This is a genomic window from Micromonospora sp. NPDC049523 (assembly GCF_040676775.1).
Classification (GTDB): domain Bacteria; phylum Actinomycetota; class Actinomycetes; order Mycobacteriales; family Micromonosporaceae; genus Micromonospora_G.
In genome coordinates, this window is sequence record NZ_JBFAPP010000001.1 from 400,590 (window position 1) to 421,405 (window position 20,816).

Genomic DNA, 20,816 nt, shown 5'->3' on the forward strand with positions numbered 1-20,816 from the left:
CGTTATCCGGCCGGCGTCACCGTACCGTCACCATCCGACCCGGCGGTGTCGGTGACCGGCGTCGGCGTACGGCGGACGACCTGGAACCGGCGCCAGGCCAGCGCGGCCCCGATCAGCGCGAGTGGCATCGACGGCACCGTGTAACGGGGGTCGATCACCGACGTGGCGACACTTCCGACGATCATGCCGAACGCCAGCACCACCCAGGCCAGCGGATCGAGATATTCCCGCCAGGTCGAGGCGCGCGGGCGGTAGAACGCCAGGACCAGGGCAAGCAGGAAGCAGAGCGCCAGCAGGGTCGCCGGCACCGTCGCCACCCCCGAGTAGCGGTGCAGCGGCCCCATCAACGGATGGTCGTAGTCGCCGGAGAGACCCGCGAAACGACGCGCCGCCGGGTTCTCCGGCGCCAGGTGCGGCACACAGGTCCGGTCACCGCTGGCCGGGAAGTCCCAGACACTCGCGACGCAGACGATTCGTTCGTTCGGGTACGGCCCCGGCCGGACCGCCCGCCACGTCTCCAGCCCGATCATGGCCAGGTAGTCCCCGGGCTGGCCGAGAATCGCCTTGGTGGCGAAGGAGCCGAACACCGCGTCCGGCATCTGGGCGAACTCCTTCTTGCTCCCCTCACCCCAGAGGTAGAGGTCCGGCGCAAGCCGGCGGTCGAGTGGCTGGTCGGGGCAGAGCCGGCGCTCGTCGGCGGTCAGGTCGAGTTGGTCGCAGTCGACGAACGTCATCGTCCGCGACCAGAGGAAGCGGGATCCGTAGGTGCCGAACGAGTATTGGCCGTGGTAGCTGTGGTACCAGACCATGTAGCCACCGAGGGCGATCACGACAACCACCACGAAGGCACCCGTACGGCGCCAGTCCACCCGGCGCAGCAGCAGGTAGAGCAGCGGCACCGCGAGTGCGGCCAGGCCGATCGAACGGGTGAGTGCCGCCCACGAGAATGCCCCGCTGGCCACCAGCACCCCGACCCAGCCCGGCGTCTGCCGCCAGGTCAGCGCCAGCATCCCGATCAGGACCAGGCTGGTGAACAGCGTCTCGGCGAGCAGGAAGTGCTCGATGGCCACCGTACGGGCGTCCAGCAGCAGCGGTGTCACGGCGAGTGTGGACACCAACCGGGACAGACCGCGCCGTTGCAGGAAGGCGTACGCGGCGACCACCATCGCGAGCCCCATGAGGTGCTGGACCGCGATGATCCGGCGGACCGAGTGCAGGTCCACCAGCAGGCTGAGGAAGAAGCTGTAGCCGTACGGCCGGACGGTGCCGGGCTGGTGCGAGTAGGCCAGGCCCAGGTAGCTCTGGCTGTCGCCCTGGTACCACAGGGCCGGGTTGTAACCGACCATGACCAGCACCCGCAGGGCGCCGCCGACCACCAGCAGCAGCACCAGCACCCAGTGCCGGCGCAGCAGGTGGCCGGCATCGCCCGGCGCGCGTCCCAACCGGTCGGTCGTCCAGTCTCGCAGTCGTCGCGTCAGTGGGGCGGGCGGCGGCGGGGCGAGAGTGGTCATCGCGCCGGCTGCTTCGGCAGTACGGGCGCGGCCCGGCCGGTCCCGTGGTCCCCGGAACCCGAGCCCTTCTCCTCGTGGTACTCCTCCTCGACGTTGACCTGCCACACGTCGTGGGTGGTGCCGTCGAGGATGTTCTCCGCGGTCAGCATCGCGGTGAGCATCGAGTGGTCCTGGTTGTTGTACCGGTGCATGCCGTTGCGGCCGACCGGGTGCACGTTCGGCACCGCCTCGGCCAACCAGCCCCGGATGGTGTCGACCGCGTCCTCGTAGCCCTCGTCGTAGACCGGGTACGCCTTCGGCATCCGGACCACGTACCCGGCGCTGACCGCGCCCGGCGTGACCAGGCGCAGCCGCTCCAGTTCCTCGGTGCCGAGCTTGACCAGGTCCTCGTCGGCCATCTCCCAGAGGTCGTCGCCCTCGTTGACGAAGTACTCCAGGCCCAGGCAGGTGAAACCGTCCTGCACGAGGTACGGCGACCAGGAGCCGAAGTTCTGGATCCGGCCGACCCGTACGCCGGGGGTGTGCACGTAGATCCAGTTGTCCGGGAAGCCGGCGGCCTCGGGCACCACCAGGGCGATGGTGAGGAAGTCGCGGTAGCGCAGCGCGTCGGCGGCGGCCCGTACGTCGTGCGGAGCCGGCGGGTCCATCACCTTGACCAGCTCGGAGATCGGCATGGTCGACACGACGTGGTCGGCCTCGACCCGGCGCTCGTCGTCGGCGTCGGCGACGGTCACCGCGACCGCCCGACCGTCCTCCCGGTGCACGGTCTTGGCCCAGGTGTTGAGGGTGATCGTCCCGCCGGCCTTGGCGACGTGCTCGGCAGCCCGCTCCCACATCATGCCGGGGCCGAACTTCGGGTACTGGAACTCCTCGATCAGGCTGGTGATGTCCTTTTGATTGCGCTTGGGCATCAGCGCGTTCACCACCGCGTTGGCCAGCGAGAGGTTCTTGATCCGCTGCGCCGCCCAGGTGGCCTGCAACTCCGTTGCCGGGATCCCCCAGAGCTTCTCGGTGTACGTCTTGAAGAAGATCGAGTAAAGCCGCTTGCCGAACCGCGCGGTGACCCAACCCTCGAAGTGGCTCTGGTCCTTCGGCGGCCGGACCTGGGCCCACAGGTACGAGCCGACACAGCGGACCGCCTCGAAGACGCCGAGGTTGCCCAGCGCGTTGCTGGCCTTCAGCGGGTAGTCGAACAGCTTTTCGCGGTAGTGGATCCGGCTCATCCGCGGCCGGAGCAGGAAGTCCTCGTCCGGCAGGATCTCGTGCCAGAGCGCCTCCACCTGGGAGACCTTGGTGAAGAACCGGTGCCCGCCGATGTCGAAACGCCAGCCCTCGCGCTCCACCGTGCGGCTGATGCCGCCGACCTGGTCGTCAGCCTCGAAGACCTCGACCGAAGCTTGACGTTTGGTCAGCTGGTACGCCGCAGTCAGGCCCGCCGGACCCGCCCCGATGACAACGGTGTGAGGGGAACTTGTCATGCGCTGATTCATCACCTTCGACGTGTTGTCGGCCACCACCGGGCGGCCTTCCGCCACACGACGCCAATCCGAGGTTTGGCAGCAGGGGCGCGACGACCATGACGACCGTCACGAGGGAGGACAAGGACGCGCGGAATCTAGCATGTCGGCGTTCGGTGTAAGTACCGCGTCGATGACCAGGACTCTTCTCCGTCGCGTACCGGCCCGGGATTACCGATCAGGGCGTCGGGGTATCGCACGGCCATCCGGATCCACTCCCACGCGACCCGGACAGGTCCGGATATGTCAGCAAGCGGTATCCCGTTGAACTGGAGTCTCGATGGAGCTGAACGAAAACGCGGAGATCGACACCAGTCAAGTGGATGACCGACGCGGATCGGGTGTATCGGGCGGATCGGGCGGATCGGGCGGATTCTCGCTCGGCGGTGGCGGCGGCCTGGTCGGCGTCATCGTCACCGTGCTGGTCGCGCTGGTCGGTGGCGGTTTCGGGCTCAACGCACTGACCGGTGGCGACGAGCAGGGCGACAACACCGCGATCGAGCAGCGGTGCGAGGCGGCGGACGCGTTGCAGCAGCTCGACTGCCGCAACACGCTGTACGTCAACTCGATCCAGAGCTGGTGGCAACGGGCGATGCCGGAGAAGTTCGACAAGCCGTACACGGAGTCGGACACGGTCTTCTTCGAGCAGGCGGTGAACACCGGTTGCGGTGCGGCCGACTCGGGCGTCGGTCCGTTCTACTGTCCGGCCGACGATCTGGTCTACATCGACCTGTCCTTCTACCGCCAGTTGGCCGAACAGCTCGGCGCGACCGGCGAGTTCGCCCAGCCCTACGTCCTGGCCCACGAGTACGGTCACCACGTACAGGACCTGCTCGGCACCGAGGCGCAGATGCGCCGGCAGCAGGCCAGCGACCCGAGCCAGGCGAACGAGCTCTCGGTGGCGCTCGAACTGCAGGCCGACTGTTACGCCGGTGCCTGGGCGAAGAACGCCACCGGCACCGCCGACGAGCGGGGCGAGAAGATCTTCACCAGCATCTCCGACCAGGACATCAAGGAGGGCCTCGACACCGCCGCCGCGATCGGTGACGACGCCATCCAGGAGCGCTCGGGCGGCCAGATCGACGAGTCCGCCTTCACCCACGGCAGCTCGGCCCAACGCCAGGAGTGGTTCCGCAAGGGTTACGACACCGGCGACCCAACCACCTGCAACACCACCACCAACCCCTGACCCCACCCCCACCCCCCACCCCACCCCACCCTCCCGACATACCCCTCCGACGATCTTGCACTTGTGGCGCCCGGATCAGAACACTCGTCCGGATTTGTGTGCCACCACAAGTGCAAGATCGTCGAGGTGTCAGCAGCGACCGAGGTCGCGCCACTGGGCGGTCAGGCCGGGCTCGGAGCCCTGGGTCCACCAGTTGGCCTGCCACAGCCGCCCGTTGTGCTTCACCCGGGCACCCTCCAGGTAGACGGTCTCCCAGTCCCAGGCCGGCGCGGCGGCACAGTTGGCCGGCGGTGCGGTGGTCGGGGGTGTGGTCGGCGGGCGGGTGGTCGGGGGTGTGGTCGGGGGGCGGGTGGTCGGCGGCGTGGTCGGGGGGCGGGTGGTCGGCGGTGTGGTGGTGCAGGTGCCACCGGCGCCCACCGTGTCGACGTGGTTGGTGCCCGCCGCGCGGTACGCCGTGACCCGGTTCTTCGCCTCGGCGGTGGTGATCACCTCACGGTCGGCGTAGTAGAGGTAGTCGACCTGCTGGATGTACGTGGCCAGGCCGGTGCCGGTACGCCCCACCAGGTCGATGAACCACAGGTTGAAGTTGATCGACATCGGGGTTTCCGGGTAGTAGCGGTCCCCGTGGTCGGCCACCTGCTGACCGTCGACGAAGTACTTCACCCGCCCGTCGGAGACCGTGAAGACCAGGTCGTGCCAACCGTTGAAGCTGGCCCGCTGTTCGGTGTGGGTGTTGTCGGCCTGCCACGGCTCGTTCTGGTACGTCTCCCAGGTGGTCTGGTAGAAGATCGGTCCCTGCTCACCCCAGCCGCCGTTGGGCAGGTACTCGAAGTCGATCTCGCCGTAGTTCGGGTCGAGGGGCCGGTCCAGCGGGGTGATGGTGAAGAACGTCTCCACCAGGTGGTCACCGTCCGGTCCGGACTGGGGCGCGTCGGTGAACCGGACCCGGCTGGCGTAGGTGCCCTCGAAGAACTTGCGCTGGTGCAGGAACTCGGCCTGGCTGGTGCCGCCGGCCGTACCGTCGGTCTTGGCGGTCAACTGGAGCACCTTCTGCCCACCGTCGGTGGGGAAGCTGACGTTCGCCGCCGGCCAGGCCGCGCCGGGCACGCCCGGTCCGCCGGAGTTGGTACGTACGGTCCAGTTGCGGGCGGCGATCGCCGGGTCCGACGAGGACGAGTAGGCGAAGTCGTCGAAGAGCACGCCGCAGTTGGCGGCGATGGCGGGTGCGCCGGCCGGGGCGGCGCCGGCGGAGGCGGTCGCGGTGATGCCGGCGAGGGTTCCGGCGGCCAGCACGGCCGCCGCACCGGCCGCGAGACTTCTCACGGTGGGTTTCGTGGACACGGGGTCTCCTCACAGTGGATCAAAGGATGGGTACGGCGGGACGACGGTCGTCGGCCGTGGGGGTGCCGAACGGGAGAGCGGGGCGGGCGTGACCTCACCGCCCCGGCGGTGAGGCGAAGGGGGTGCAACGTCACCGCCCCGGCGTCGAGGTGAAGCGGTTGTGCTACCGCACCGCACCGGCGGTGAGGCCGGAGCGGATCTGACGTTGGAAGAGCACATAGGCGGCGAGGACCGGCAGCATGGCGATGGTGAGACCGGCGAACAGTCCGCTCCAGTCGCTGCGGTAGCCCTGGCTGACCGACAGCGCGGCGAGGCCCTGGGCGAGCACGTACCGGTCGGGGTCGGGGTTGAGTACGAGGGGCAGCAGGTACTGGTTCCACAGCCCGAGGAAGTTGAAGATCCCGATGCTGACCAGGCCCGGCCGGGCCAGTGGCAGCATCACCCGGAAGAACACCCCGGCGTGCGAGCAGCCGTCGATGAAGGCGGCCTCGGCGATCGCCGTGGGCAGCGTACGGAAGAACGAGTGCAGGAAGAACACGGTGAACGGCAGCGCGTACGCGGTGTAGACCAGGATCAGCCCCGGATAGGTGCCGAGCAGCCCGAGTTGCTTGACCACGAAGAAGAGCGGCACCAGGGCGAGGAAGACCGGGAACAGAATTCCGGAGACGAACAGGTAGTAGAGCAACCGGTTGCCGGGGAAGGTGTACCGGGCGAGCGCGTACGCCACCAGCGAGCCGAGCAGCATGGTCAGTACCAGCGCGGTGCCGACCACGATCGCGCTGTTGACGAAGTAGCTGCCGATCGATGCCTGGGTCCAGGCCCTCGACCAGTTGTCGAACTGCGGCTGCGCCGGCAGCGTCCACGGGCTGGTCAGGATCTCCCGGTCGGTCTTGAGCGAACTGAGCACCGCCCAGAGCAGCGGCACGGTGACCAGCGCCGCCCAGCCGACCAGGAACAGGTGGGCGGCGGCGTCACCGGCCCGCCCGGATCGGGGCGTGGGATCGCGCCGCTGGGGCGCGGTGGACGGTCGCGCTGGGCGGTCGACGACAGCGGTCATGACAGCTCCACCCGTTCCCGTCGGCTGGCCCGCAGCGCGATCACGGCGAACGCGAGGGTCAGGAAGAACAGGGTCACGCCCATGGCGGCGGCGTAACCGAACTTGCCGTACGTGAACGCGCTGCGGTAGAGCCCGAGCCCGATCACCTCGGTGGCACCGTCGGGTCCGCCCGGTCCGGCGGTCATCACCTGCACCACCGCGAAGCCGTCGAGGGCCAGTACGCCCAGGTAGACGAAGGCGACCTGGACGTTGTCCCAGAGCAGCGGCACGATGATCCGGCGCAGGGTGGCGAGCCGGCCGGCTCCGTCGAGTACGGCGGCCTCCAGCACGTCGCGCGGGATCGACTCCATCGCGGCCGAGAAGAGCACCATGTAGAAGCCGACCGACGACCAGACCAGGACCGCCATCACCGCCCAGAGCGCCAGCGCGGGGTCACCGAGCCAGGCGTGGGCCAGCGCGTCCAGGCTGACGGCGCGCAGGAATCCGTTGAGCAGTCCCTCGTTGGGGTGGTAGACGAACTGCCACAGGACCGCGACGATCGGCAGCGAGAGCAACTGCGGGAAGAAGTAGGCGATCTTGTAGAACTCGCCGCCCCGGATCCCGGCGAGTGCCGTGCTGCCGCGCCGGCCGCCGAAGTTGACCAGCGCGGCGAGCAGCAGGCCGAGCAGGATGGTGGCCAACGGTACGACCAGCAGCATCAACCCGTTGTTGCGCAGCGCCGACAGGAACAGCCGGTCGTCGAGCAGCCGCCGGAAGTTGTCCAGCCCGACGAAGTGCGCCTCGCCGGAGACCCCGGTCCAGTCGGTCAGGGACAGGTAGAACGCCTGCGCGTACGGGGAGAGCACGAATACCGCGTACAGCAGCAGCCCGGGCAGGATCGCGCCGGCCAGGAACCGGTATTTGCCGTGCCGCATGGCTGCCATGTCCCGCGCCTACCGGGAGAACTTGGCGACGGTGGTGTCCCTGGCCAGCGCGTCGGCGGCCTGCTGGATCCGGTCGGCCCACTGCGCCGGGGTGACCCGTCGGGTGGCCAGTTCACCGGTGGCGTCGTCGACCGCCTTGGCCAGCGGCGCGTACCAGGTGCGGAACCGATAGGTGAAGGTGTTCGTCCCGGCGGCCTGTACGGCGGACCGGACCGAGCCGAGTCCGGTGCTGACGGTCAGCCCGTCGGTGGCACCGGCGACGCTGGGCAGGGTGCTGTTCAGCTCGGCGAACCGGCGGGCGGCCCGTTGGGAGAAGAGGATCCGCAGGAACTCCAGCCCACCGCGCGGGTTCTTCGCCTTCGCCGGCACCAGGAACGACTCGCTGCTGGCCGCCAGCAAAGCCCCGTACGGCAGCTTGTCGCCGGCCCCGAGGGTCGGCACGGCCGCCATCACCATGTCGAAGCCGTCCGGGGTGACGCCCTTCTGCTCGGCCTCCAACCACGACCCGCACGGGATGATCGCCGCCTTGCCCTGGGACCAGGCGGCCTGCGCCTCGGTGTGCGACAGCGCCTCGGACCCCGACAGCAGATAGCCCCGCCCGGCCAGTTCGGCGACGGCGGTCGCGGCGTCGAGCAACGGCTGCTGCTTCCACGCGCCGGGCTGGAGGTTGTCGACCGCCTTGACCAGGTCCACCCCGCCCGCCTTGGCCGCCATGGCGAGCAGGGGGTCGTTCAGGTACTCGGGGTACTTGCCCTGGTAGGTCCAGGGCGCGATGCCGGCCTTCTTGATCTCGGCGCAGAGCGCGAGCATGCCCTCCCAGGTGGTCGGGTACGTCCAGCCGTGCCGGTCGAACAGCGGCTTGGAATACCAGAGACCCCAGGCGGTGTAGGTGAAGTTGAGCGCGTACACCTTGCCGTCGAGCGTGCCGTCCTCGATCACGCCCGGCAGCAGGGTGTCGCGTACCTTGCGGGCCGGGTCGTCCAGCGAAGGCGCGTCGAGCAGCTCGGTCAGGTCGGTGAGCTTCTTGGCACCAACCAGGGTGGCGAGGTCGAGCCGGCCGGCGCCGGTGTTGTCGACCACGTCCGGCGGGGTGTCGGCGACGAACCGCGGCTGCAACGCCTCGCCGACCTTCTGGATGCCCTTGTGGTCCACGGTGGAGCTGGGGAACCGCTGCTGGTAGAGCGTTTCGGCGTTGACGGCGTACTCGTCGCCGTACCCGCCCTTGAAGACGACGACTTCGAGCGGGGCCTTGTCGGGTGCGCCGAGCGGGTTGTCCGCGCTGGTCGGGCCCTTGCTGTCGGCGGGGTTGCTCTCGTCGCCGGCACTGGTCACGCAACCGGTCAGTGCCGGAGCGGCCAGCCCGATGGCCGCGGCCTGTAGGACGCTGCGTCGGTTGGGACGGCGTACGACCGGGGTGGAAGAGGGGTCCATGTCGGCGGCCTCGCCTTCTGTTTAGGCGGTGCGTCGGATACGCCCGGCGTACCGCGCCTCAAGTGCGTTGTTGTGGGTGTCGCCGCCGGGGACGTTCGCCGACAGGTAGATCGGCGGGGTCTGGCCGGCAGCCAGCAGGTGCGCGACGACCTCGGTGACGATCTGCTGGGCGAGCAGCGCCCCGGTGATCGACGAGATGGCTCCGACGGCACCGCCGCCGGGAATGGGCAGGGCGGCATCGCCGTACGGCGCGCCGTTGTCGAGTACGACATCGGCGATGTCGGCCAGCCGCCGCCCCGACGGGTGCCTCGACTCGACCCGGTTGGTGTGGTCGAGCGAGGTGATGCCGACGAGCCGGTGGCCCCGGTCCTTGACCAGCAGCGCGAACTCGACGATGACGCCGTTGACACCGGAGTTGGAGGTGAGTACGAAAACGTCGTCGGGCTTGACCGGGGCCAGTTCGTACAGCCGGTGGGCCACCGACGGGTCCCGTTCGAGCAGCGGATCGTCGAGTACGGCCCGGTCGGCACCGCCGTAGAGGACGAGGTCCCGCAGTGCGATCTTGTTGGTGGGTACCAGACCACCGGCCCGTCCGGCGATTTCCATGGAGAGTGCCTCGGAGTGCCCGCAGCCGAACGCCTGCACCACCCCGCCCTGGTCGAGAGCGGTGGTGATCAGGTCGGCCGCGGCCCGTACGCCGTCGGTCTGGGTCGTGGTGACCCGCTCGATCGCCGCGGTGACGGCGGCGAGGTAGGCCGGTGCGCTGATGGTGGTGGTCATGACCCCTCCGTGGTTTTGACGCGTCGACGGGCCGCCCGTTGCGACTCGTCCGGCAGCCGGTGGGCGTCGACGGCGCGTGCCGTGACCTCGAACGCCTCGGTGGTCCGCTGGTACGTCCGCTGCGCGACGGCGACGTAGATCAGGTCGAGCACCAGCAGTTGGGAGTGCAGGGCCGAGAGCGCGGCCAGCCGGAACGTCGTCTCCTGTACGGCGGTCGTCATGACCACGTCGGCGACCTCGGCCAGCGGCGAACGGGGAAACGAGGTGACCGCGACGGTGAGCGCGCCGTGGTCGGCGGCTTCGGACAGCACCTCGATCACCTCGCGGGTACGACCGCTGTGCGACAGCCCGATCGCGACGTCGCCGGGGCCGAGCAGGGCGGCGTTGGTGAGCGCGCTGTGCGCGTCGGCGCGGTGCCAGACCGGGATGCGGATGCGTTCCAGCCGGAAGGCCATTTCCCGGGCGGCGTTGCCGGAGCTGCCGAAGCCGAACAGGTCGACCCGCTGGGCCTGCGCCACGGCGGCGGCGACCCGGTCGACGGCGGCGAGGTCGACCTGACCGGCGGTGTCCTGGATGGCCCGCGCGTCGGCGCTGGCGACGACTTCGAGCAGGTGGTCGAGGGGATCGTCGGGTCCGATCTCGCGGTCGATGTCGGTGTCCCAGCGGGCCTGGGCGGCCCGTCCGGTCTCGGTGGCGATGGCGACCCGCAGTTGGGCGTAGCCCCGGTAGCCGAAGACCCGACAGAACCGGGTGACGGTCGCGGTGGAGGTGCCGGCCCGCTCGGCGAGGTCGATGATGGTCGCCCGGGCGGCCTCCTCCGGGGCGATCAGGATCTGCTCGGCGACCCGCTGCAGGGCGACCGGCAGCGCGCTCAGCTCGGTGCGCACCCGGCCCAGCAGTCCGCTCTCCTCCATCAACATTCCTTTCACCGTTACGTGTTGGTGAGAAAAACTATGACCACTGTGGCGCGTACGTCAATACCTTTAACTTTTTCGATCCGTGCCCTTGTGGTCGGCCCCCGCCAGCCCGCACCATCGGCAGGTGACCACTCCCCTCGTCCTCGGCGTCGACGCCGGGGGCACCGCAACCCGTGTGGTCGTCGCGACCCTCGACGGCCGGATCGTGGGCCGGGGCCGGGCCAGCGCCGGCAACCCGATCGCCACCGATCCGGCGGACACTGCCGCCGCACTGGGCGCGGCGATCGGATCCGCGCTCGCCGGCCACGACCCCAGCCGGGTGGTGGCCGGGGTGGTCGGGCTGGCGGGAGTGTCGCGATTGGACGATCCTGCGATCGCGGCAGGTTATGCCGACCAATGGTCCCGAGTCGGGCTGACCTGCCCGATGCGACCGGTCGGCGACGCCGCGGTCGCGTTCGCTGCCGGCACCCCGGCCGGCACCGGCACGGTGCTGATCGCCGGCACCGGCGCCGTCGCCGCGGTGGTGCACGAGGGCGCCGTGACCCGGACCGCGGACGGCCTCGGCTGGCTGCTCGGCGACGAGGGCTCCGGTTACTGGCTCGGCCTGGCGGCGCTCAAGGCAACCGCACGAGCGCTCTACCGGGGCGAGCCGGCCGAGCCGGGAACCCTGAGCGGAGCCGTCTGCGACCAGGTCGGGGCGAGCGCGCCGAACACCTTCGTGACCAGGGTCTACGCACTCGGCCGGGACCAGATCGCGGCGATCTCACCGGCGGTGACCGAGAGCGCGCGGGCCGGGGACCCGGTCGCCGTCGACATCGTGGAGACCGCCGCGCGCCGGCTCGCCGACACCCTGGTGTCGCTGCACCCGGCCCCCGGACCGGTGGTGCTCGCTGGCGGCGTACTCACCGGGGTGCCGGAGATCCGGGCCGGTGTCCAGCAACGGTTGGCCGCCTGGCTGGGCAGACCCGGCGTGATCGCCGGTGACGGCGCATCCGGCGCCGCCTGGCTAGCCCTCCACCAGGCCCTCCCCCGGTACGCGACCAGCCAGGCACAGAACCCCGAAGCGGCGGAGGCCACCCACGCCCGCCTCCTCGGGAGTACCTGACCCGCTATCCCGCCGGGTCCCGCCTCGGTCTGGCCGACCGCGCGTGCGTACGGGCACGCTCGACGTACTGCTCGGCGGTACGCCGCAGGTCGGCGCGCTCCGGGTCGGTCAACGACCGGCGGACCTTCGCCGGCACCCCGGCGACCAGTGAGCCGGGCGCCACCACCGTGCCGGCCAGCACCACCGCCCCGGCGGCGACCAGCGACCCGGCACCGATCCGGGCCCCGTTGAGCACCACCGCGCCCATCCCGACCAGTGCGCCGTCCTCGACCACGCAACCGTGCAGGACGGCACGATGGCCGACCGAGACGCCGGTGCCCACGACGGTGGGGAAGCCCGGATCGGCGTGCACCACGCAGCCGTCCTGGATGTTGCTGCCCGCCCCGATGGTGATCTGCTCGGTGTCGCCCCGGAGTACGGAGCCGTACCAGACGCTCGCGTCGGGAGCGAGGTGGACCGAGCCGATCACCGCACTGCCGGGCGCCACCCACGCTTGGGGATCGATCTGCGGGTGCCGGTCGAGGTAGTCGCACACCAACGGCTCACCCGACACGGTTTCCTCCCTGACCGGTCGCGGCGAGGTGCCGCCACCAGGGCGAAATCGTATCGAACCCCGCTGGGGCACGCCCTCGACCAGCGGGTCCGGCCGTACGCCGGAAGCACGGGACACCGGTCGGCGTAAGAAACGGCATCGCCGCGCTGGCACACTTGCGGACATGGTCGACTGGTATACCCGGACCAAAGTGGGTAGTGACGTCATCCGGATCTCGGAACCGCATGTCAACGAACTGTTGTCGGCGAACTTCTGGTGGTTGCGTGGCAACGATCGTGACATCGTGGTCGACGCCGGGCTCGGTGTCGTCGCCTTGCGGGAGGCGATTCCGGCCATGTTCGAGCGCGATCCGATGGTCCTGCTCACCCATGCGCACCTGGATCATGTCGGTGGGGCACCTGAGTTCGCTGACCGGGCCGCCCATTCCGCCGAGGCAGCGCTCCTGGCGGCGGGTGTACCGGCGAGCCTGTACGGCGCGGAGCTGTACGAGAAACTCGGGATCGACGCAGCGGGAGAACCTGTCCCGGAACTCATGATCGATGTCTTGCCCGGTCCCGGCTACGACCCCGCTGCCTACCAGGTCGAACCCATGACCCTGAATCGTCTGCTCGACGACGGCGACCGGATCGACCTGGGCGGGCGGGTACTGACCGTGCTGCACCTCCCCGGCCATACACCGGGAAGCATCGCCCTGCTGGAGGAGCGCACCGGGACCCTGTACTCCGGCGACATCATCTACGACGGTGCCTTGATCGATGATCTGCCGAACTCCGACGTGGCTGCCTACCGGCGGAGCATGGAGTTCCTCGCCGACCTCGACGTGTCCCTCGTCCACCCCGGCCACGGGCACAGCTTCGACAGGACACGCCTTCGCCAGTTGGCCGAGACCTACCTGCGCGGAAAAGCGTAGTGCTGCTCGTCCGTCACAGCGTTCGCGACCATCAGAGGAGTCGCGCTGCCGCTGCACCACGCCCTCCCGTACGCGAGCCGTGCTCGTCCCTCGGGCAGAACGGATCAACTGCTCACCGGCTCGCCAGCGCGGTACACGCCGAGCGGACGGCGCAGGAGCGTGATGTCGCTCGTCGGATCGCCGTTGACGATCAGTAGGTCGGCGTCGAATCCGGGGCTGACGCGCCCCTTGCGCTGCCCCAGGCCGCACACCTCGGCGCCGACCGAGGTGGCCGCGGCGAGGGCGGCGGTGGCTGGGATGCCGCACGCAACGTACTCGACGAGCGTCTCTGGCAGGATCCCGTGCGGCTTCGCTGGGCCGAGGCCCGCGTCCGACCCGGCCACCAGGCGGACCCCGGCCCGGTGCAGGGTGGCGGCGCCGTTGCGCAACGCGGCCTCGCTGAGCCCCGCCCGCGCTGCCATCGCCACCACCTCCGGCGGCGTGACCACGGACGGGTCGGTGCCGAGCGTGGCACAGACCGCCACCCCGGACGCGGCCAGGCGGTCCGCAGTCGCGTCGGAGACGTGGACGCCGGTCGCGGTCACGCACGTGCAGTGCTCGATGCCGTCGACACCGACGCGCAGCGCCTGCTCGACCGCGCTGAGCGCGTGTGCGTGCGCGGTCACCGGTAGGCCCAGTTCGTGCGCCCGGGTCACCGCGGCGGTCAGCTCCTGGTCGGTGAACTGCGGCCGGGTGACGTCGGTGCCGGGGGTGAACACCCCGCCGCTGGCCATGACCTTCACCAGGTCGGCTCCAGCCGCCGCGAGCAACCTCACGGCCTCGCGGATCTCGTCGACGCCGCTCGCCTCGCCCCCCATGGACGCGCAGTGCCCGCCGACGCTGGTGACCGGCGCACCCGATCCCACCACCGTTGGCAGGTCGTCGCGCATTCCCCGGTCCCGCCACCGGAGCACGGCGCCGCGCCGGTCGCCCAGGTCCCGTACGGTCGTGACGCCGGCCGCCAGGTGCGCGCGCAGCGACGTCTCGACGACCGCGTCGAGATCCGTCTCGGGACGCTCGGCGAGCCGGCCGAGCGCGTCGGGCCCGGCATCGGCGCACAGGTGCACGTGCGCGTCGACCAGGCCGGGCAGCACGGTGCCGTCCGGCTCCTCGCGTACCGACCAGCCCTCCGGCGCCTCGACCCAACCCCGGTGCACGTCGGCGATGCGCTCCCCGTCCAGCAGGACCAACACCCCGCCGTCCACGAGCCGCTCGCCGTCGAACATCCGCGCCGCCCGGACAGCATGCTTCGTCATCGACCCTCCCCCGTCGAGCACAACCATTCCGGCCAGACTATGGGCTGCTGTACGTCCATGACGACGAAGATCCCGAGCACAAGCTGAACTTCCGCGTCTTCCGGCTGGTCCGAGGAACTGTCACAGAACACTCCGACCACCTCCTGTCGCCGGTGATCCCAACCTTGGAAGATGAGTACATCGGCTGACCGCCTCGCGGACGGGACAGGACATGGACCAAGGCACTCGCAACGAGGTGCTCCGCCGCCTGGCTGAGGCAGTTGGGTCCACGACAGTCGCACACCCGACGCGGGTCGCCATCGACGGACCGCCGGCAGCCGGCAAGACCACTCTCGCCGACGAACTGGCCGTCATTCTGCGCGACCAGGGCCGCGACGTCATCCGCGCGACGATCGACGATTTCCTCTTCCCCCGGGCCCAGCGCTATCCGCGCGGCGAGTACTCGGCCGAAGGCTGCTACTTCGACGCCCACGACCACGGCGCGCTGAACCGGGTCCTGCTTGATCCGCTCGGCCCGGGCGGAGATCGAAGTTTCCAACACGCGGTCTACGACCGCACGGCGGATACCGTGCTGTCCCCGCCTGTCACCACTGCCACCGCCGACGCCGTGCTGGTCTTCGACGGCGTCTTCCTCATGCGCCCGGAGCTGATCGACAGGTGGGATCTGCGCATCTTCGTGTCAGCCGCGCTCGAGAAGACCGTGGACCGTGCCCTGATCCGGGAGCGCCGGGTGTCATCTCGGGCCGAAGTCGAACGGCGCTGGCGCGAGCGCTACATCCCCTCTCAACACTTCTACTTCGCCACGGTCCGCCCGACCGACCACGTCGACATCGTCGTGCACAACGACGAGCCCCAGCAGCCAATCTGGGAGACCCGAACACACCGACCGCACCGAAGCCGGAAGCGACCTGGGCCCCTGCCAACAGGGCGCTGAGCGACCCGACATGACGTGAGCTCGCCGTCCCACCTGAGCATCGAACGCTGGCCGCGGGAGACTGGCCGGCCACCAGCCACGGAGCCGGAGCGACCTCACGCTCGCCGGTCAGGGAGCCGGTACGGCGGACGCGCGCAGGGCCTCGGCCAGCCACTCGTACGGGAACCGCTCCGGCGGCACGTTGTTCACGGCGGTGACCAGTTCCATGTACCGGTCGAACGGTCCCTCCGGGTCCGGCGGGGTGCGGTCCCACTCCGCGCCCTCCAGCATGTGGTCGGCCGTCTGGATCCGGAACTCGGGCGTGTCCGGCATCCCGGGGCTGTCCGGTGTCGCGAAGATGCCGGTCAGCCAGCCGATCCACTGGTCGGCGATCTCCCGCCCCCTGGGCGAGTCCGGCGGAACCTGCTCCCGCGCCGCGTCCATCACCGGCTGGGCGATCGCCGCGCCCGCTTCCAGGGTGTCCAGCATCGGCGACGAGGTCATCAGCGGCCCGGCCCCGGTGGTGCACGCCTCGTACAGCTCACGGCGTACGGCCTGCCGGACCTCGGTGTCGCGGACCAGTTCGGCCAGCTCGATCCACGCCTCCAACTGGGCCGCGGTGGGATTTTCGGGCAGCTCCGGCCGGGCCGCCCGCCACCACTCGACCATCCGCTCCGGTGCCTCCCAGCCGGTGGAGACCTCGGTCCAGAATTCGTCGATCAGCCGGTCGCGTTCCTCGTCCGACATGCCGGCCAGCTTGTGCATCAGCGTGACCTGCTCAGCCGTGGAGTCCTGCCGCAGGATGACGGACAGCACCGCGCGACGGCTGCGCAGCCGTGCCTCCTGCCGTGCCAGCAGGGCCAGGTGGGTGGCGGCCAGCTCGCGCAGCGTCGCCTCGCCGGCCAGCACCCGCCGGATCTCGTCCAGGCCGGCGTCAAGTTCCCGCAGCGTCCGGACCAGCTCCAGCCGGGCGATGGCCGATACGTCGTACAGGCGGTGACCGGCCGGGGTGCTGGCGGCCGGCGTGACGACACCGGCGTCCGCGTAGTACCGGATGGCGCTGACGCTCAGGCCGGTCCGGCGGGCGACATCCCCGATCGTGTACAGCTCGTTCATGTCCACGACGCCCACTATGCGATCTCAAGCGGCTTGAGATACAAGCCCCCAGTCAGGTCGCCTGAGATCTCGGGAGACGGCCAGGCCAGGTCGACCGGGCTCTCCAAGATCACGTACCCGGTCATCGACCTGATCGGACGTTGCGGCACCGGACACCCGGTCACGGTCCATAGCGCCCGGATCGCGGCATGAGCGGATGTTCAGACAGACAGTGCTGCCGGTCAGCAGGCCTGGGCAAGCAGGGCCGTGATCATCGTTTGAGGTTCGATGGTGGTTGGTCGGTCGCTCACCTGCCCGTCGCCGAGTTCCACGACGCGCCATACGCCGTCCGCGCGCAGAGCGAGGTCGACGGTGACGAAGGGCAGGCCGAGCCCGGCGATCATTGGTGCGACCGGGGCCAGGTCGATCCCGGCCGGCGCGGGATCGTGCGGGCTGTCGGGATGCGGTCCGATCAGGACGCATACGCCGTCGACCCACCACGTACGTACTTCGGCGGAGGTGAACCGCTCGAAGCGCCGCAGTACGAAACCGCCCACGAAGTCGTCGTCGCGCAGCTCCAGAAACCGGCTGGCCACGTTCCAGGCAGCCGCGCCGTCCTCTAGGTCGGGAATGAACGTCGCCTCGTTCCAGTAGTGCTTCATCGACTTGCTGTAGTCACGCAGCACCGCCGGTCCCGCACCCAGCTCGACCCGTGCGCGGTCGAAGTCCGCCCGCAGCGAACCCGTGGTCCATACCGACGGCGGGGTGATCGCAGCCAGAGCGGCATACCAGCCAGGCAGCTCATGTGCCCGCCGGTACTGCTCACCAGCAGTCCTCAACACCACACCGCGCTCGGCGAGCGTCTCGGCGAACGTGGCGTACTGCTCGCTACGCAGCATCCAGCCGCGGTACACAGCCATACCGCTGCCCGAGACCGATGCGACCGCCCGACGCACATCTCCGCCCCGCGCCAACGCGTCGTGGTCGACCACCGCCACACCCAGCCCCGCAGCACGCGCGGCCTGCGCCTCCGCTGCAAAATGCTCGTCGGGGTTGCGCGGCCGTAGAGGGTTCGCGGGAACCAACAGGATCACGCCTACATCCTGCACCACGCGGCCGTTCGACCTCGAACTGTTATCCTGCCACCGCCCGAATCGCGGCAGAAGCGTGCACCTGATCTTGGTCGTGCGCGGAGGGATGGCGGCGTCGTGGAGGGAAGGGCTCTGGACGCGTCCGTTTCGTGGGCGGTGGTCCGCATCGGCCGCAGAGTGGTCGTGGTGGTGCTCGGCATCCTCGCGTTCGTCATGACGCTCCGGCCGGCGACTCAACCATGACTGTGGCATCTGGACGAGTCCAGAGGACCGTCGCTACCCTCCCCAGCATGACGCGGTACCTTGTCGTGCCCGGTCGAGGTGTCCCATTGCCCGACCACTGGTCGCGCAGTTGGGTCAGGGACTACCCGGGATACCAATGGGCGCCCGAACCGCCCGGGCCACCGTACGTCGCCGCCGAACGGGTCGCCGCGCTGCACGCTGCTACCAGCGCCGACGATGAGCCGGCGATCCTCGTCGCGCACAGTGCGGGCTGTCTGACCGTCGCAGTGTGGGCTAGTCAGCACGTCGGTCCTGTGCGTGCCACCCTGCTGGTCACGCCACCGTACCTGGATCCGGACTGGACTCCCGACCCCCACGAGACGGTCGATGTCTTCATCGGCCACGTGCCACGCGAGCCACTGCCCTTCCGCTCGATCCTGGTCGCCAGCCGCAACGACCCCATTACGACGTTCGAGCAGTTCGAGCAGTACGCGCGAGACTGGGGCTCGGAACTGTTCGACGCGGGCGCGGTCGGGCATCTGGACTCCAAGACCGGGTTCGGCGCGTGGCCCGACGGCGAGCGCCTGGTTCGATCATTGACCCAGCCGGTACAGCCTCAACACCCCTGACGCCACTGCAATCGCGGTCTTCGCAGTCCAACACCGTCACCGACTGCACGACGTGCGCTCGTCGGCACGACCGGAGTCCTCACACCTAAATGCGCGGTCACTTACGGCTACCGCGGATGATGGGAACCCTGGCGCTTGCATGCCCGGTCGGCGGCAGACGAGAGTCCTCCCCGCTGTGGGACCGAGACCGGGGGGTGCTCCAGATGGTCGACGCCACCCCGCAGACCGTGGTCATCCAGGTACAGTCCTCGGCCGCGGTTGGCGCCAGCGCCTGGGACCTGCGCTGCGACCTGCGCGAGGGACTGATCCGCTACCTACGCGACCAACACCCCCAGTGGCTGCCCCGCACCCGCAGCCAGTATCAGCCCTGACCGACGGAGTCCGGCATCGCCGCCGTGCGCCGATGAATGAGTCGGCTCCTACCGGGGACTAGCTGGACCAGGACCGACAGACACAGGAGGCGGTGATGGGCGTCGACCGGGACTGCACCGAGGTGGGGGACGACTTCGTCCGGGTCACCCGTACCGTCAACGCTCCCATCGGGCAGGTCTTCGAGTACGTCGTCAACGTCGACCTGAGCCACATCTTCCCCAGAACCGGACACTCGCCGGCAATCGTGGCCAGCAGCGTCACCACCGGCTGGAACACCCCAGGCATGCGCCGGACGAACACCTCCGACGACGGCTCGACCAACGAGGAAGAACTCCTGACGGTGGAGCCACCGAACTCGTTCTCGTACCGGGTCGACAACTTCAGCTCGCCGCGGCTGCGGGGGGTCATCGACAGCATCGAGGGGTCCTGGTACCTCAGCGACCAGGAGGACGGCACCACGAGCATCGAGTGGACGTACGCCCTGAACCCGGTGGACGAACCGGCCCGGACGGCCATCAAGGAGAACCTGCTGCCGCTCTACACCGAGCGGCTCAAGACGGCGATGAACATCCTGAAGGACGACCTTGAGTGCTGAAGACAGCGGCACGAACCGGCGCCGCGGCTGGGGAAGCGGCCGGGCCGGTGACGGGAGTGTGGTGCCCGGGCGCGGGCCCGTCGTCGTGGGTGTCGTGGCCGCCCCCGGGGCCGCGGCCGACCTGGCGCGGGAGGCCGCCACGGAACTCGCCGACCGGCTCCGCGTCCGAATCCCGGAGGTCGACTGGGCGGTACGCCTCCAGGTGGCCCGGCTCGTCGAAGGGCCGGCCCACCTCGGTCAGCTCATCGAGGCAGCCCGGCGCCGGATGCTGGCCCAGGGTTGGAGTCTGGTCCTCTGCGTGACGGACCTGCCGTTGCAGACCGCGCGGCGGCCCGTGGTCGCGCACGCCAGCAGCACCCACGGCGTCGCGGTCCTTTCCATGCCCGCGCTCGGCCCCGTCGCCGGGACCCGGCGGATGGCCGAGGCCGGAGAGCGGCTCCTCGCGGCACTGCTCGGCGATACCGACGCGGTCGGCGACCCGGTACGGGCCGGCCCGCGCCGCCGGCGGCTGGCCACGGGACGGCGGGCCAGGGAACTCGGCGGGCGCGTGAACCACCAGGCGTACGGTATCGGCCTGCTGGCCGGGATCTTCGGCGGCAACCTGCGGCTGTTGCTCGGCATGCTCCGGGCGAACCGGCCGTGGCGGCTGGCCGTCCGGCTCTCACGGCTGCTGGTCGGTGCCTTCGCGACCGCCGTCCTCGCCCTGGTGAGCGCCGATATTTGGCAGTTGTCGGGGGCCTTGGGCAACCTGCGGCTCGCCCTGCTCGCGGCCGGCTCCGTCCTGGCGGTGGTGCTGACCATGGTGCTCGGCGCGCGCCTCTGGGAGCAGGTTCCGCGCGGCCCGGGTGCCCGGGATCAGGTCGTCCTCTTCAACGTGGTCACCGTGCTCACCGTGGTGATCGGCGTCCTCGCCCTGTACGCGGCGCTCGCAGCGCTGACCATCATCGGGGCGATCGCCGTCGTCCCCTGGGACCTGCTCGCCGCATCCACCGGTCGACCAGCCGGCGTCGCCCACCAGGTCAAGCTCGGCTGGCTGGCCAGCTCACTGGCCACCGTCGGCGGCGCGCTCGGCGCCGGACTGGAGTCCGACTCAGCAGTACGGGAAGCGGCATACCGCTACCAGCCCGACGCGAAGCTGACCAGCGAGCACGATGGGCCGGATCCGACCGGCGGCGCCGAACCGGGACCGAGCAGCGAGGACGGGTCACCGCACAGGGGCAGGCCTGAACCGGAGCAGCACCACGAGGCCGGCTGACCCGGGGACACCCACTATGGACCGACGAGAGCCACGACGCGAATCAGCGAACGGAATCTGCTCCTGGCGCAGGATTGCCAGTGCAGCGGTGGCTGTCGCGGGCGGCTGGGCTTGG

At 70.0% G+C, this 20,816-nt stretch carries 20 protein-coding genes and 1 pseudogene; 9 read left to right on the forward strand and 12 right to left on the reverse strand.

The window, feature by feature from the left end:
- Window positions 1-2: 2 nt before the first annotated feature.
- Entirely contained in the window at window positions 3-1,511 is a 1,509-nt protein-coding gene (locus AB0J90_RS01795; protein ID WP_363591090.1) for a hypothetical protein, read from the reverse strand.
- The gene (locus tag AB0J90_RS01800) at window positions 1,508-2,989 is read right to left on the reverse strand and encodes an NAD(P)/FAD-dependent oxidoreductase (RefSeq protein WP_363591092.1); all 1,482 of its coding nucleotides are present in this window, start codon (window positions 2,987-2,989) and stop codon (window positions 1,508-1,510) included. The genes AB0J90_RS01795 and AB0J90_RS01800 overlap by 4 nt, the downstream gene beginning before the upstream one ends.
- A gap of 319 nt (window positions 2,990-3,308) precedes the next feature.
- Between AB0J90_RS01800 and AB0J90_RS01805 the strand changes: the two genes are divergently transcribed.
- Window positions 3,309-4,217 (forward strand): neutral zinc metallopeptidase, encoded by a 909-nt coding sequence (locus AB0J90_RS01805; protein WP_363591094.1) that lies wholly within the window; start codon window positions 3,309-3,311, stop codon window positions 4,215-4,217.
- Window positions 4,218-4,346: 129 nt separating this feature from the next.
- Here the strand turns inward: AB0J90_RS01805 and AB0J90_RS01810 are convergent, their stop codons facing one another.
- The 6 genes from AB0J90_RS01810 to AB0J90_RS01835 form a co-directional block, all read right to left on the reverse strand.
- The gene (locus AB0J90_RS01810; RefSeq protein WP_363591096.1) at window positions 4,347-5,540 is read right to left on the reverse strand and encodes a carbohydrate-binding protein; all 1,194 of its coding nucleotides are present in this window, start codon (window positions 5,538-5,540) and stop codon (window positions 4,347-4,349) included.
- 181 nt (window positions 5,541-5,721) lie between these two features.
- Window positions 5,722-6,615: a carbohydrate ABC transporter permease gene (locus AB0J90_RS01815; protein ID WP_363591098.1), complete on the reverse strand. Its 894-nt coding sequence runs from the start codon at window positions 6,613-6,615 to the stop codon at window positions 5,722-5,724.
- The gene (locus AB0J90_RS01820; RefSeq protein ID WP_363591100.1) at window positions 6,612-7,538 is read right to left on the reverse strand and encodes a sugar ABC transporter permease; all 927 of its coding nucleotides are present in this window, start codon (window positions 7,536-7,538) and stop codon (window positions 6,612-6,614) included. Before AB0J90_RS01820 ends, AB0J90_RS01815 begins: the two co-directional genes overlap by 4 nt.
- 9 nt (window positions 7,539-7,547) lie before the next feature.
- Window positions 7,548-8,969 carry an N-acetylglucosamine/diacetylchitobiose ABC transporter substrate-binding protein gene (ngcE, locus tag AB0J90_RS01825; protein WP_363591102.1) on the reverse strand — a complete coding sequence of 474 codons (1,422 nt, stop codon included), beginning with the start codon at window positions 8,967-8,969 and terminating at the stop codon, window positions 7,548-7,550.
- A 21-nt stretch (window positions 8,970-8,990) separates the two neighbouring features.
- Window positions 8,991-9,749: an SIS domain-containing protein gene (locus tag AB0J90_RS01830; protein WP_363591104.1), complete on the reverse strand. Its 759-nt coding sequence runs from the start codon at window positions 9,747-9,749 to the stop codon at window positions 8,991-8,993.
- On the reverse strand, window positions 9,746-10,663 hold the full coding sequence (locus AB0J90_RS01835) for a MurR/RpiR family transcriptional regulator (protein WP_326559070.1): 918 nt from the start codon (window positions 10,661-10,663) through the stop codon (window positions 9,746-9,748). Before AB0J90_RS01835 ends, AB0J90_RS01830 begins: the two co-directional genes overlap by 4 nt.
- A gap of 127 nt (window positions 10,664-10,790) precedes the next feature.
- On the opposite strand from AB0J90_RS01835, the gene AB0J90_RS01840 reads away from it, so the two are divergent.
- Entirely contained in the window at window positions 10,791-11,771 is a 981-nt protein-coding gene (locus tag AB0J90_RS01840; RefSeq protein WP_363591106.1) for a BadF/BadG/BcrA/BcrD ATPase family protein, read from the forward strand.
- 4 nt (window positions 11,772-11,775) lie between these two features.
- Here the strand turns inward: AB0J90_RS01840 and AB0J90_RS01845 are convergent, their stop codons facing one another.
- Window positions 11,776-12,324, reverse strand: a complete 549-nt coding sequence (locus tag AB0J90_RS01845) for a gamma carbonic anhydrase family protein (protein WP_363591108.1) — start codon at window positions 12,322-12,324, stop codon at window positions 11,776-11,778.
- A gap of 163 nt (window positions 12,325-12,487) precedes the next feature.
- Between AB0J90_RS01845 and AB0J90_RS01850 the strand changes: the two genes are divergently transcribed.
- Window positions 12,488-13,234 carry an MBL fold metallo-hydrolase gene (locus AB0J90_RS01850; protein ID WP_363591110.1) on the forward strand — a complete coding sequence of 249 codons (747 nt, stop codon included), beginning with the start codon at window positions 12,488-12,490 and terminating at the stop codon, window positions 13,232-13,234.
- Window positions 13,235-13,338: 104 nt separating this feature from the next.
- On the opposite strand, the gene AB0J90_RS01855 is transcribed toward AB0J90_RS01850, so the two are convergent.
- Complete coding sequence (locus tag AB0J90_RS01855; RefSeq protein WP_363591112.1) at window positions 13,339-14,529, reverse strand: amidohydrolase family protein; 1,191 nt, start codon at window positions 14,527-14,529, stop codon at window positions 13,339-13,341.
- 38 nt (window positions 14,530-14,567) lie between these two features.
- Here AB0J90_RS01855 and AB0J90_RS01860 point away from each other — a divergent pair.
- Together AB0J90_RS01860 and AB0J90_RS01865 are read left to right on the forward strand one after the other, a co-directional pair.
- Window positions 14,568-14,717: pseudogene (locus AB0J90_RS01860) on the forward strand (Imm7 family immunity protein); the annotation flags it as partial.
- A 23-nt stretch (window positions 14,718-14,740) separates the two neighbouring features.
- Window positions 14,741-15,463 carry a cytidylate kinase family protein gene (locus AB0J90_RS01865; RefSeq protein WP_363591114.1) on the forward strand — a complete coding sequence of 241 codons (723 nt, stop codon included), beginning with the start codon at window positions 14,741-14,743 and terminating at the stop codon, window positions 15,461-15,463.
- A 108-nt stretch (window positions 15,464-15,571) separates the two neighbouring features.
- Here AB0J90_RS01865 and AB0J90_RS01870 read toward each other — a convergent pair whose 3' ends face one another.
- Window positions 15,572-16,564 (reverse strand): MerR family transcriptional regulator, encoded by a 993-nt coding sequence (locus AB0J90_RS01870; RefSeq protein WP_363591116.1) that lies wholly within the window; start codon window positions 16,562-16,564, stop codon window positions 15,572-15,574.
- Window positions 16,565-16,779: 215 nt separating this feature from the next.
- The gene (locus AB0J90_RS01875; protein ID WP_363591118.1) at window positions 16,780-17,631 is read right to left on the reverse strand and encodes an ATP-grasp domain-containing protein; all 852 of its coding nucleotides are present in this window, start codon (window positions 17,629-17,631) and stop codon (window positions 16,780-16,782) included.
- Window positions 17,632-17,918: 287 nt separating this feature from the next.
- Here AB0J90_RS01875 and AB0J90_RS01880 point away from each other — a divergent pair, with 287 nt between their 5' ends.
- The 4 genes from AB0J90_RS01880 to AB0J90_RS01895 all read left to right on the forward strand — a co-directional run bounded on the left by AB0J90_RS01880 (window position 17,919) and on the right by AB0J90_RS01895 (window position 20,701).
- Window positions 17,919-18,479, forward strand: a complete 561-nt coding sequence (locus AB0J90_RS01880) for an alpha/beta fold hydrolase (RefSeq protein WP_363591120.1) — start codon at window positions 17,919-17,921, stop codon at window positions 18,477-18,479.
- Window positions 18,480-18,682: 203 nt separating this feature from the next.
- Window positions 18,683-18,850 carry a hypothetical protein gene (locus AB0J90_RS01885; RefSeq protein ID WP_363591122.1) on the forward strand — a complete coding sequence of 56 codons (168 nt, stop codon included), beginning with the start codon at window positions 18,683-18,685 and terminating at the stop codon, window positions 18,848-18,850.
- A gap of 95 nt (window positions 18,851-18,945) precedes the next feature.
- On the forward strand, window positions 18,946-19,446 hold the full coding sequence (locus AB0J90_RS01890) for an SRPBCC family protein (protein WP_363591124.1): 501 nt from the start codon (window positions 18,946-18,948) through the stop codon (window positions 19,444-19,446).
- Window positions 19,447-19,540: 94 nt separating this feature from the next.
- Complete coding sequence (locus tag AB0J90_RS01895; RefSeq protein ID WP_363591126.1) at window positions 19,541-20,701, forward strand: hypothetical protein; 1,161 nt, start codon at window positions 19,541-19,543, stop codon at window positions 20,699-20,701.
- Window positions 20,702-20,816: the final 115 nt, after the last annotated feature.

Coding starts and splice junctions, on each gene's coding strand:
- AB0J90_RS01795 (WP_363591090.1), bottom strand. CDS start 1,511: ATGACCACTCTCGCCCCGCCGCCGCCCGCCCCACTGACGCGACGACTG.
- AB0J90_RS01800 (WP_363591092.1), bottom strand. CDS start 2,989: ATGACAAGTTCCCCTCACACCGTTGTCATCGGGGCGGGTCCGGCGGGC.
- AB0J90_RS01805 (WP_363591094.1), top strand. CDS start 3,309: ATGGAGCTGAACGAAAACGCGGAGATCGACACCAGTCAAGTGGATGAC.
- AB0J90_RS01815 (WP_363591098.1), bottom strand. CDS start 6,615: ATGACCGCTGTCGTCGACCGCCCAGCGCGACCGTCCACCGCGCCCCAG.
- AB0J90_RS01820 (WP_363591100.1), bottom strand. CDS start 7,538: ATGGCAGCCATGCGGCACGGCAAATACCGGTTCCTGGCCGGCGCGATC.
- ngcE (WP_363591102.1), bottom strand. CDS start 8,969: ATGGACCCCTCTTCCACCCCGGTCGTACGCCGTCCCAACCGACGCAGC.
- AB0J90_RS01830 (WP_363591104.1), bottom strand. CDS start 9,749: ATGACCACCACCATCAGCGCACCGGCCTACCTCGCCGCCGTCACCGCG.
- AB0J90_RS01835 (WP_326559070.1), bottom strand. CDS start 10,663: ATGGAGGAGAGCGGACTGCTGGGCCGGGTGCGCACCGAGCTGAGCGCG.
- AB0J90_RS01850 (WP_363591110.1), top strand. CDS start 12,488: ATGGTCGACTGGTATACCCGGACCAAAGTGGGTAGTGACGTCATCCGG.
- AB0J90_RS01855 (WP_363591112.1), bottom strand. CDS start 14,529: ATGACGAAGCATGCTGTCCGGGCGGCGCGGATGTTCGACGGCGAGCGG.
- AB0J90_RS01865 (WP_363591114.1), top strand. CDS start 14,741: ATGGACCAAGGCACTCGCAACGAGGTGCTCCGCCGCCTGGCTGAGGCA.
- AB0J90_RS01880 (WP_363591120.1), top strand. CDS start 17,919: ATGACGCGGTACCTTGTCGTGCCCGGTCGAGGTGTCCCATTGCCCGAC.
- AB0J90_RS01885 (WP_363591122.1), top strand. CDS start 18,683: ATGGTCGACGCCACCCCGCAGACCGTGGTCATCCAGGTACAGTCCTCG.
- AB0J90_RS01890 (WP_363591124.1), top strand. CDS start 18,946: ATGGGCGTCGACCGGGACTGCACCGAGGTGGGGGACGACTTCGTCCGG.